This is a genomic window from Veillonella parvula, assembly GCF_024461875.1.
Classification (GTDB): Bacteria; Bacillota; Negativicutes; order Veillonellales; family Veillonellaceae; genus Veillonella; species Veillonella parvula_I.
Window position 1 is genome coordinate 674,520 of record NZ_JANGAL010000001.1, and the last position, 8,904, is coordinate 683,423.

Annotated in this window: 15 protein-coding genes; 5 read left to right on the forward strand and 10 right to left on the reverse strand. The window is 32.6% G+C overall.

Translation table 11 applies throughout. The features are described 5' to 3' along the window. Positions 1 to 46: 46 nt before the first annotated feature. The 5 genes from NE668_RS03235 to NE668_RS03255 are packed head-to-tail and all read right to left on the reverse strand — an operon-like array spanning position 47 to position 1,240. A complete protein-coding gene (locus tag NE668_RS03235; protein WP_227036874.1) occupies positions 47 to 208 on the reverse strand; it encodes a hypothetical protein in 162 nt (53 codons plus the stop codon). Then, positions 205 to 507, reverse strand: a complete 303-nt coding sequence (locus NE668_RS03240) for a helix-turn-helix domain-containing protein (protein WP_227036873.1) — start codon at positions 505 to 507, stop codon at positions 205 to 207. The genes NE668_RS03235 and NE668_RS03240 overlap by 4 nt, the downstream gene beginning before the upstream one ends. Further along, entirely contained in the window at positions 495 to 743 is a 249-nt protein-coding gene (locus NE668_RS03245; protein ID WP_227036872.1) for a hypothetical protein, read from the reverse strand. Before NE668_RS03245 ends, NE668_RS03240 begins: the two co-directional genes overlap by 13 nt. Before the next feature lie 15 nt (positions 744 to 758). Further along, positions 759 to 1,010, reverse strand: a complete 252-nt coding sequence (locus NE668_RS03250; RefSeq protein ID WP_004693068.1) for a hypothetical protein — start codon at positions 1,008 to 1,010, stop codon at positions 759 to 761. Between the two features lie 29 nt (positions 1,011 to 1,039). Then, positions 1,040 to 1,240, reverse strand: coding sequence for a helix-turn-helix transcriptional regulator (locus NE668_RS03255; protein WP_004693067.1), 201 nt, complete (start codon positions 1,238 to 1,240; stop codon positions 1,040 to 1,042). Positions 1,241 to 1,388: 148 nt separating this feature from the next. Here NE668_RS03255 and NE668_RS03260 point away from each other — a divergent pair, with 148 nt between their 5' ends. Genes NE668_RS03260 through NE668_RS03275 form a run of 4 tightly spaced genes read left to right on the forward strand, consistent with a single transcriptional unit; the run spans position 1,389 to position 3,464 of the window. Then, positions 1,389 to 1,775 carry a helix-turn-helix domain-containing protein gene (locus tag NE668_RS03260; RefSeq protein WP_004693065.1) on the forward strand — a complete coding sequence of 129 codons (387 nt, stop codon included), beginning with the start codon at positions 1,389 to 1,391 and terminating at the stop codon, positions 1,773 to 1,775. A 1-nt stretch (position 1,776) separates the two neighbouring features. Then, positions 1,777 to 2,106 (forward strand): hypothetical protein, encoded by a 330-nt coding sequence (locus NE668_RS03265; RefSeq protein ID WP_004693063.1) that lies wholly within the window; start codon positions 1,777 to 1,779, stop codon positions 2,104 to 2,106. 21 nt (positions 2,107 to 2,127) lie between these two features. After that, positions 2,128 to 2,409 carry an ImmA/IrrE family metallo-endopeptidase gene (locus tag NE668_RS03270; protein ID WP_256195746.1) on the forward strand — a complete coding sequence of 94 codons (282 nt, stop codon included), beginning with the start codon at positions 2,128 to 2,130 and terminating at the stop codon, positions 2,407 to 2,409. A 2-nt stretch (positions 2,410 to 2,411) separates the two neighbouring features. Next, complete coding sequence (locus NE668_RS03275) at positions 2,412 to 3,464, forward strand: site-specific integrase (protein WP_256195749.1); 1,053 nt, start codon at positions 2,412 to 2,414, stop codon at positions 3,462 to 3,464. Between the two features lie 251 nt (positions 3,465 to 3,715). Here the strand turns inward: NE668_RS03275 and hpf are convergent, their stop codons facing one another. From hpf to NE668_RS03300, 5 genes are all read right to left on the reverse strand, one after another. Then, positions 3,716 to 4,243, reverse strand: coding sequence for a ribosome hibernation-promoting factor, HPF/YfiA family (gene hpf / locus NE668_RS03280; RefSeq protein WP_012864270.1), 528 nt, complete (start codon positions 4,241 to 4,243; stop codon positions 3,716 to 3,718). Positions 4,244 to 4,485: 242 nt separating this feature from the next. Continuing rightward, complete coding sequence (locus NE668_RS03285) at positions 4,486 to 4,683, reverse strand: cold shock domain-containing protein (RefSeq protein ID WP_004693056.1); 198 nt, start codon at positions 4,681 to 4,683, stop codon at positions 4,486 to 4,488. A 506-nt stretch (positions 4,684 to 5,189) separates the two neighbouring features. Then, positions 5,190 to 5,915 carry an amino acid ABC transporter ATP-binding protein gene (locus tag NE668_RS03290; RefSeq protein ID WP_012864269.1) on the reverse strand — a complete coding sequence of 242 codons (726 nt, stop codon included), beginning with the start codon at positions 5,913 to 5,915 and terminating at the stop codon, positions 5,190 to 5,192. Further along, a complete protein-coding gene (locus NE668_RS03295; protein ID WP_004693053.1) occupies positions 5,912 to 6,568 on the reverse strand; it encodes an amino acid ABC transporter permease in 657 nt (218 codons plus the stop codon). Before NE668_RS03295 ends, NE668_RS03290 begins: the two co-directional genes overlap by 4 nt. Before the next feature lie 11 nt (positions 6,569 to 6,579). Beyond that, positions 6,580 to 7,386 carry a basic amino acid ABC transporter substrate-binding protein gene (locus NE668_RS03300; protein WP_227036869.1) on the reverse strand — a complete coding sequence of 269 codons (807 nt, stop codon included), beginning with the start codon at positions 7,384 to 7,386 and terminating at the stop codon, positions 6,580 to 6,582. Between the two features lie 902 nt (positions 7,387 to 8,288). On the opposite strand from NE668_RS03300, the gene NE668_RS03305 reads away from it, so the two are divergent. Beyond that, positions 8,289 to 8,891, forward strand: coding sequence for an HD-GYP domain-containing protein (locus NE668_RS03305; protein ID WP_004693025.1), 603 nt, complete (start codon positions 8,289 to 8,291; stop codon positions 8,889 to 8,891). Positions 8,892 to 8,904: the final 13 nt, after the last annotated feature.

Genomic DNA, 8,904 nt, shown 5'->3' on the forward strand with positions numbered 1-8,904 from the left:
ATAATTTCTATAGGTGTTATTTACCTACGCCCGTTTAGCTTGCCGGTTAGCGGGCGTTTTCATTTTCGTATACATTAGCGGATAACCAAATCAGTCCACCAATAATGACTTGTAATAGAAACTGGAAAAAACCAATTCTATCAATTTCTAGGCTTCCCATGGATCCAATAATCCATATGAAAGCCGCCCATTTTAAAGCAATAATCATAACTTCAAATCCCCTCCTACCATAACCAGTAAATCACTGGTTATTTTTCTTATAGCATTTTTAAGTTTTTCGTTTTCTTTAAGTAAGCTATCACGCTCCTTTTCTAACTTCCTGTATTGTAGTGGACTGTATTCGTCCACAATTCCTACAAGTGCCTCGACTTCTTTTTTATTGAAGCGGACACCCGGAAGCCCTTTTACTTCACGTAGGATTCCACGTTCCCTAAGATTGTTGACGCTGCTTTCACTGCATTGGAGCAATTCAGCGACATTTTTAGTTGTATAGACTATGGGTTCCATACTGGCATCCCTGATTCAACTTTTGCCATTCTATCTGCTTCACGGCATTCTCTGATTTTGCCGTGGATAGATTTCTTATAAATTTTGCTTGTATGCCGCTTTACGAAATAATCTTTAATGATCTTTCGCCAATATTGTGCATACTCAGCATTACGACCAGCCCACCCAAATACTTGAGGTTGGTGTCCATAGACATTGTTAGCTACTAACAGGTCTTTTTGATTTTGGACTAGCATTTAAACCACCGCCTATTAAGAAATCGGATTAAAGCAACGACCATATACGTTTTGATGAGAACCAAGCTTTCCGTAGTGCCGACGAAGTACGTCGGATTCGTTTTCATGAGCCTTATCTATGGCTTCATCCTGAAAACATTCCCAACCATAGTTAGTAATATTTTCTAGTCCCCATATCTCCCGTTTGTAATCAAGTTCGTCATTCATTACAGTTAAAAAGCTGTTGTTTAGGGCATCATTAAATTTTCTGTTGATGAACTGTTTCATGTTTTTTCTCCTTTTCTACTTAAAGTAGACTAATAAGGCAAAAGAATATCATCCATGGTGACAGAATATAATCGACACAATTCATTTAAATTCCCATAATCAATTTCTGTTTTTCCATTTTCCCAGTTATTGATTGTAACCTTAGATTTCTTCATTTTCCTTGCTACTTCTTCTTGTGATAGATTTGCGTTAACTCTCGCCGCTTTTAAAGAAATTTTCAATCGCTTCAATGTATCCCTCCTTCCTTTGATTATTAGTATAGTTTACTAAAAGTAGAATGTCAATACTAAAAGTAAACTTTTTTATAAAATAGTATTGTGTTTTACTACTTTAAGTATTAATATATAGGTACGCAGGAGAGGAGAATAGGAGCTTATTATGGATTCTAATTACAAGAGAGTGTTTGCTCAAAATCTTAGCAATTTATTAGCAGCAAACAAAAAGACACAAGCGGATTTAGTAGCTGATTTGAAATTAAATAAATCAACTGTTTCAACATGGGTTAATGGAACTAAGATGCCTAGAATGAACAAAATTGAACAGCTGGCTAATTATTTTGGTGTAGAAAAATCAGATTTAATTGAAGACAAGTCAGATATAAATGATTCATATTACATAGATCCGGAAGTAGCAGAATATGCAAACAAATTGAAAGATAATCCTGATATGCGATTGTTGTTTGATGCCGCTGAGGATATGTCAAAAGATGATATTGATTTTGTAGTTAATTTAATTGAGGGATTAAAGAAACGTGAGGGGAAATAAAATGAATAAGAAACAGATATCCTTATTTATAGTATTGATTATTGCTATTATTGCACAAAGTATTTATATTGTTACACTCACGCAAAGAGTTGATAATCTTTCCAATGCAGTTTCTAATATTTCTTTTAATAATGATTCAGATAAGTTATCTAAACGTATAGACGAGATAGAAAGTAAAATAGCATCATTCAGTGATGATTTACATTCTCTAAGTAATAATATTGATGATAATACAGCTGAAATAGTATCTATAAAACGACAACTATCTGATGTTGTTTATAAAATTAATAGTTTAATTAGTGATATAAACTTATATATTTTGTCACGATGACTAATTCTATTGGGGAGGGGTATGGTTATGTCTATTAATTTAATTTATACGCAATTAAAGAAAACACAAACAGCAGTAGTACGTCTTAATGAAGATGGCAGTCATTCTATACTGGTTAATTTAAATAAGCCTTTTGATGCTCAACGAGTTAGTGTACTACACGAATTAGGACATATTAAACACGATGACTTTCATTCTAAAGAACATATCAATCTAATAGAACGGATTGCTCATGATAGAGAATTAGATGAAGATATAGATGAGGAATTCTTTTATCACGTGGTTAATAGCAAGGACGTGTAACTATGCAATGCAATATGACGGTTCGCAAAAAAGATGGCAATTACCAAATAATTGTCAGCTATAAAGACGGTATAAAATGGAAGCAAAAATCCAAACAGGGTTTTGCTACTCAAAGGGAAGCAAAACTTTATGGGCAAAAAATTATTGAGGAATTAAAAAAGACTGTCACTAATCCTCTTGATGACAGTCTTAAAAATATTACATTTATTGAATTGTGTGAATTGTATATGCGGGAAAAGATTGGTATATCAGAAAATACAAAATTAGTATATCAATATATCATTAAAAATCTATCTGTATTGCATCAAAAACGTGTTAGGGATATATCACATCAGATGATATTCAAAACGCTCTCTGACATTGAATTTGCCAATCGTACAAAGAATATGCACATCACTTTCCTGAAGTCTGTTTTTAATTTCGCTATTAAACCATATCGAATTATACGATCTAACCCTGTAGCAGATATTAAACGTTTTACAACTAAAACATATAAATCATTAACAACTTTTACCATAGATGAAATGGATTTATTGTTAAAAACATATATAGATAATAAAAAGCTATATACCCTACTATGCATTGCTCGATATACAGGGGCTAGATATGGAGAAATTTTAGCCCTAACATGGCTTGATATAGACTTGGCTTATAATACCATTCGAATTAACAAACAATGGTCTAGGACGTCAAATAACACATTCGGAGTAAAGGAACCGAAAACAAGAAATAGTATTCGAACGCTTCCTATCCCCCCTATTCTATCCAATATATTATTAGAGTATAAATCAATCTCTAATACCGAGCGATTATTTAATATTAATACTAGCAGTACTGGTAATGTTAATTATGCTATTAGAACGATAGTTCCCAATAAAACTATCCATGCATTTCGTCACACCTATGCAACAACACTTCTTGCGAATGGTGTTGATATTAAAACAGTAGCAAGTTTACTTGGTGACAATATCAATACTGTAATGAATGTCTACGTCCACTATTCAGATGAGATGCGCAAGAACGCTGCACAGGATGTATCAAAAATTTTTGGATGAATTTTTGACGAATTTGTGACGAAATAAAAATAAACCTTATAATACCAAGGCTTATTGGCTTAAATCTCATATCTAACTTATTATAACGAAAAAGCCTTGAATAGTCAAAGAATTCAAGGCATTTCAAGATTATTTATAGTATTATTTTTGCAAAAAAGGTGGATGACTATTTTAAGTCATCCACCTTAATATAATAATCGGCTGATTTAAAGTAGAAAGGAGTTAGGATTAAGTTCAGCCGACATTATATATTATTGAAGTTCTGGCTCGATCAAACCATAGAAACCATCATGTCTACGATAAACAACGTTCATCGCTTCAGTTTCAGCATTAAAGAACATAAAGAAATCGTGACCAATAAGATTCATTTGTAAAATCGCTTCCTCAACATCCATAGGGCGCACAACAAAGTGTTTGCGTTTTACAACTTCAATAGTTTCTTCTTCCACAGGAGCTGCCAAAGCTTCAGGATGGAAAGCTTCTTGTTTTTTGAAACGTTTAGCTAAACGAGTTTTATATTTATGGATTTGACGAACAATTTTATCTACTACTAAATCAATAGCTGCGTACATATCATCGTTAGTTTCCACACCACGAAGAACGATTTTATCAACAAAACATGTAAGTTCAATTGTAGATTTATCTTTTACAACGGATAAAACCGCTTGTGCATCTAACTCATCATCGAAGTAACGAGTCAATTTACTCAATCTTTTTTCGATATATGCTCTTAAGGCATCTGTCACTTCAATGTTTTTTCCTCTAATTGCTACTTTCATAAGTCAACACCCTTTCTAAAAATCATCCACGAGATGCGAGTGTGTGGTATTATATAACCTTATCTCTCGTGTTATATTTAGTATTTCTACATCTAACTGTAAAACTCCTTCTTTTTTATCTAAAAATTTTATATTTTTTGTAGAATTATGTATAAAATGTATATAGAAAATCAAAAAACCCCGATAGTATATACTATCGGGGTCCAATTATATATTGTTTTTATAATTTTTTTGGTATGTAGTTACGCTTTAACAACGTTAGCGGCTTGAGGTCCACGGTTTCCATCAACAATCTCAAATTCTACATTTTGACCTTCAGTCAAAGATTTGAAACCTTCGTCTTGGATTGCAGAGTAGTGTACAAATACATCGCTACCGTCTTCACGTTCAATAAAACCATAACCTTTTTCTGCGCTGAACCATTTTACTTTACCTAACATGGTAACATCCTCCTAAAAATATATATATTGTCTTACTGTCTTGCTCTATATGTGTATCATAACACAGCATGTATAAAATATCAAACAACAATATTTACATTTTTAATGAATATACAAACACTAGAAATAAGAATATCATTTGCTGTAAATCTCAAAAATCCCTATATCTATACATGTCATAAATAATTATATAAGCTCTATAAATTAATTGTATATTTTTATAATCATAAAAATATGTGAATTAAAAATTATTGTTTTTAAAAATGACTGTATAAATTATTGTTATATCACAAATATTTATAGCAATAATCGTGTTTTTCAGATTAATCTACCCTGTAAATCTTTATACAAACTCTTTATAATTAATAAATTCACTCTAAAGGTTATCAAATATATTAATAGATATTAAGCTATACATATATAATATAAATAGATAGGTTAAATTTAATGTAAAAAAACAGGAAGCAATTTCTAATTCTAGAATTTGCTTCCTATAATTATATTATTTAATCTAACAAAATTTTATCTAAGAATGATTTTGTTCTTTCATTGGTAGGTGCATCAAATACGCGTTCAGGTGTATTATCTTCTAAAATCAAGCCACCATCAACAAATAAAACTCTATCCGCTACCTTTTTCGCAAAGCCCATTTCATGAGTAACGATGACCATCGTCATACCTTCCTCAGCTAAAGACTTCATAACATCTAGCACTTCACTAACCATTTCAGGATCAAGAGCTGAAGTAGGTTCATCAAAAAGCATTACTTTTGGTTTCATAGCTAAAGCGCGAGCAATAGCAACACGCTGCTTTTGACCGCCTGACAAAGAATCAGGGTATGCGTTGGCTTTATCCGCCAAACCTACTCGATCAAGTAAAGCTTGACCTATCTTCTTAGCCTCTTCCATAGATGTTTTACGAACCTTAGTTTGTGCTAAGGTAAGGTTTTCCATAACCGTCATATGTGGGAACAAATTAAAGTTTTGGAAAACCATTCCTACTTCAGCACGAACGTCATTTAACTTTTTCTTATCAGAAAGATCCATGCCATCTACGATAACCTTACCAGATGTAGGTTCCTCCAAGTAGTTCATAGTGCGCAGTACCGTACTTTTACCAGAACCAGAAGGACCGATGATTACAACAACTTGACCTTGTTCAATATGTAAATTAATACCTTTTAGTACTTCATTTTTACCAAAAGATTTATGTACATTTTCTAATTTAATCATTTAATGCTATATTTCCTTTCAAGATATCCAACTAATTGTGAGATAGTCACTGTCATAATAAGGTAAATCACAGCAACCGTACCCCAGATTTCAAAGGATGCATAGGTTTTAGCAATGATTAATTGACCACGACGTGTCAACTCCTCGAAACCGATAACAGAAACTAAAGAGGAATCTTTCAACATGGCAATAAATTCGTTCCCTAACGGAGGAATAATTGCTTTAAAAGCTTGAGGCATAATGATGTAACGCATGGTTTGTCCCCAAGTTAAACCAAGAGAACGACCGGCCTCCATTTGACCTTTATCAATAGATTGAATACCAGCACGGAAAATTTCAGATACATAAGCACCAGAGTTAATACTACATGCGGTAACAGCCGCAATATATGGATCAATCCGTTGACCTGTAATCATAGGCAAGGCAAAATAAATTAGGAAAATTTGCACCAGTAATGGTGTACCACGAATGATATCTACATAACATTTTGCAAGCAATCTAACTAATCTAAATTTAGATAAATTTGCTAAAGATACTAAAAGACCGATAAAAAAGCCACAACCTACAGACATGGCTGTAATTTCTACAGTCACTAGAGCACCTTGTAGCAAGAGCGGTAAATTATCCGCAATTAACCCCCAATTAAAACTCATAATCTCTCCTATTATTTAAATTCTAAAACTACTGGCATATCAGCAGGTGCATCTACATTAAACCATTTTTTATATAATGTATTAAATTCACCATCAGCCTTCATATCAGCAATTGCTTTATTGATTTCTTCTTGCAATGCTTTGTTATCCTTATTAATTGCTAAGCCCAAGTATTCTTTAGTATTTGGATATGCCATAAATTTAATATGTTGGTCAGGATGCTTAGTACTGTAATATTGAGCTACAGGTAAATCGATTACAGTTGCATCTACTCCACCATTTTGTAATTCTAACAAAGCTTCATTACTATGGTCAAATTCTTTTACAGTAGTACCTTCAATTTTATGAGCTAAATCTGCACCAGTAGTACCTAATTGGGCTGCAATTTTTTTACCCTTTAAGTCATCAAGAGAATTCACAGCCGTTCCATCTTTATATACTACTGCTAAGGCATTTTCATAATAAGGAGAAGAAAATAATACTTTTTCACTTCTCGCTTTTGTAATAGTCATACCAGATGCAGCAACATCAATATCATGTGTGTTCAAAGCTGGAATCAAAGCATCAAAAGCTACATTTTTTAGCTCTACATCTTTATTAATACGCTTACCGATCGCACGAATCAATTCAATATCAAAACCTGTATAATCTTGAGTTTTTTCATCTTTAAACTCAAATGGAACAAATGTAGCATTAGTGCCAACGACAAGTTTATTAGATGTAGGTTGATTAGAGGAACCACATCCACCAACTAAAGAAGTAGCCATCACTAACATACAACCGCCAAGAATTATTTTTTTTAGTTTGCTATTTAACATATTATCAACCTCATTATTTAACTTACTACTACTTTATAATAGTATATAGATTAAGTATAATTATGTCAATAATTTTGTATATAATTTTAGATACAATCGCAAAATCGCTATATTTATATTTTAATTTTATACATTATTTGTATAAATATTACGGTTATGTATAAAAACTTTCCCATAGTTAGTGGTTTTCTATAGATTTTATAATATACAACTGTATAAAAAAAGCACATGAGAAAAGCCTCATGTGCCCCTATACGGCTGACCTGGTCTTTGCCCCCACACTCGCCTGCTGGAAGGTTCGCTCATAAGTCCAAGACTCCCCACTACTACCTCTCTCGATTTTATCGGCAGGACTTACACCTAAGCCGCACCATGCTCACAACCCTTTGGGCTGCTTATGTGGATCGTTTTGCCTGCGACTAGCCTCGACTTTCAACCACAGACCCGTATAGACGTATTATAAAGAATAACAGTATTCATGTCTAGTTTTACTATTATTTTAAAAAATTTTGATTATATAGTTAAGTAGCCAAACATAATTTTTTTACCAAACATACTATCGCATAATTCTTAGAACAATGAGAATAAATTTTGCAACCCCTATTTGTTGATGTATATAAAATTGGAATAGAAAACCTAAAATATTCTTCATAATATTTTAATATTTCTAAAATCACATTTTTTAAGTACCATATCTAGTGGATTCTTAAATTGTCAATTATTTTTTGTATGCCAAATATGAATACAACATATTTGTAAGAACATACGTATCATACACAAAAAATTATTTATGGTGTATAATTTGTATACTGTTAAATTAGAACGGCCTAAAGTTGTACGATATGAACATAAGTACGAGGGGTTGTACCATATGTTCAGTTTGTTAGTTAGAGGGGTTTATTATGTTTATGTTATCATTGATGCAACCATCAGGTTTGTATGAACTGGAGAAAGACAGTTTAGAAGCCATAAGCGCACAACTTTTACAGATGATACAAATGAAAAGCTATCATCTCTATACACATTCTATTCAGGTTTCAAACTATGCTGTTAGCATCGCAGCTAAAATGGGTTTACCATTAAATGAAATTGAACAGATTCGTCACGCAGCTCTACTTCATGACGTGGGTCTATTAATGGTTCCTAATGCATTAATCCAAAAATCTCCATATCTTAATAAGCAAGAAATGTCTAAGTATAAACAACATGCTGCAAGTGGTGCCAATATGATTGAAAACTATCCTTGCTGCCAACAAATTTTACCTTATATTCGTTATCATCATGAAAAATGGGATGGTTCTGGTTATCCCAAACATTTACGTGGTGCCAATATTCCGTTAGGAGCTCGAATTATTGCTGTAGCAGATTACTATGATACAACAGTTAATCCTTCTACTGAATTTTGGGCAAAAACAAAAGCTAAAGCAAAAGAAGAACTCTTTAGTGCATCTGGCTCCCTCTTTGATCCTGATGTAGTTAAAGCATTTATTGATGTGCTTGGCTAATATGTTAATTAAG

What these genes read in the sequence shown, in the direction of transcription:
- NE668_RS03235 (WP_227036874.1), bottom strand. Translation starts at nt 208, where the DNA reads ATGATTATTGCTTTAAAATGGGCGGCTTTCATATGGATTATTGGATCC.
- NE668_RS03240 (WP_227036873.1), bottom strand. Translation starts at nt 507, where the DNA reads ATGGAACCCATAGTCTATACAACTAAAAATGTCGCTGAATTGCTCCAA.
- NE668_RS03245 (WP_227036872.1), bottom strand. Translation starts at nt 743, where the DNA reads ATGCTAGTCCAAAATCAAAAAGACCTGTTAGTAGCTAACAATGTCTAT.
- NE668_RS03250 (WP_004693068.1), bottom strand. Translation starts at nt 1,010, where the DNA reads ATGAAACAGTTCATCAACAGAAAATTTAATGATGCCCTAAACAACAGC.
- NE668_RS03260 (WP_004693065.1), top strand. Translation starts at nt 1,389, where the DNA reads ATGGATTCTAATTACAAGAGAGTGTTTGCTCAAAATCTTAGCAATTTA.
- NE668_RS03265 (WP_004693063.1), top strand. Translation starts at nt 1,777, where the DNA reads ATGAATAAGAAACAGATATCCTTATTTATAGTATTGATTATTGCTATT.
- NE668_RS03270 (WP_256195746.1), top strand. Translation starts at nt 2,128, where the DNA reads ATGGTTATGTCTATTAATTTAATTTATACGCAATTAAAGAAAACACAA.
- NE668_RS03275 (WP_256195749.1), top strand. Translation starts at nt 2,412, where the DNA reads ATGCAATGCAATATGACGGTTCGCAAAAAAGATGGCAATTACCAAATA.
- hpf (WP_012864270.1), bottom strand. Translation starts at nt 4,243, where the DNA reads ATGAAAGTAGCAATTAGAGGAAAAAACATTGAAGTGACAGATGCCTTA.
- NE668_RS03285 (WP_004693056.1), bottom strand. Translation starts at nt 4,683, where the DNA reads ATGTTAGGTAAAGTAAAATGGTTCAGCGCAGAAAAAGGTTATGGTTTT.
- NE668_RS03290 (WP_012864269.1), bottom strand. Translation starts at nt 5,915, where the DNA reads ATGATTAAATTAGAAAATGTACATAAATCTTTTGGTAAAAATGAAGTA.
- NE668_RS03295 (WP_004693053.1), bottom strand. Translation starts at nt 6,568, where the DNA reads ATGAGTTTTAATTGGGGGTTAATTGCGGATAATTTACCGCTCTTGCTA.
- NE668_RS03300 (WP_227036869.1), bottom strand. Translation starts at nt 7,386, where the DNA reads ATGTTAAATAGCAAACTAAAAAAAATAATTCTTGGCGGTTGTATGTTA.
- NE668_RS03305 (WP_004693025.1), top strand. Translation starts at nt 8,289, where the DNA reads ATGTTTATGTTATCATTGATGCAACCATCAGGTTTGTATGAACTGGAG.